Origin of the sequence: Anaplasma marginale str. Florida (genome assembly GCF_000215485.1) — a bacterium.
Lineage (GTDB): Bacteria > Pseudomonadota > Alphaproteobacteria > Rickettsiales > Anaplasmataceae > Anaplasma > Anaplasma marginale.
The window spans coordinates 1-618 of record NZ_AFMS01000203.1 but is presented as its reverse complement, the minus strand read 5'-3'; the positions used below and the strand labels follow the sequence as shown (position 1 = coordinate 618).

Sequence of the window (618 nt, the reverse complement as noted above, 5' to 3'; positions counted from 1 at the left end):
TACTGCAATTGCGGTGCCAATTTTATGCAGTCCTTTGTAGAATGTGTTAGCACTGACCCCTTCAGGAGACCATGCTTCACCTTCAACTTGCTGTTCTGCCTTCGCGTCGATTGCTGTGCGCAGGCTTTCAATCTCTTCGAGAGCCTTGCTCCACTTGTGGCATGCATTGTCGAGTTTGTTTTTACACTTGTCTAGACCCTTGCCGGCATACTTGCCCATGGTCTCATTGGCATAACCAACGCCGTAGGAGGCCTCTACCAAGCCATTGCGACATAACCCTGCACCAAGTCTAGATGTTTCCAGACCTTCCCTAACTAGTGCAGTATCCTTGGCGTCAATCCCCTGTGATATCTGTGCCTGGCCTTCCGCGAGCATGTGCATGCCTCGGTCTAACATCTCCAGGCTTTCATCCACTGTACGCTTGAAGCCTGCTAGACCCCAAGCTGCTGCCTTGCCAAATTCTTGCTCCTCACCCGCTGGTACTTCAATCTTCTCACCAGTGTCAGGTGCTTCATCCATGAACGGTAGTGCGTCAATGCTCTGGTCAAGGTCCTTGGGTGCATCTGAGCTCTTGAGTTTACCACGGGCGACAAGCCGCCCGAGATTACCTAATGCTGC

Annotated in this window: 1 pseudogene; it reads right to left on the bottom strand. The window is 51.9% G+C overall.

Features of this window, described 5'->3' with window-relative positions:
- Positions 1 to 618 (bottom strand): annotated as a pseudogene (locus tag GAC_RS05295) (hypothetical protein); the annotation flags it as partial.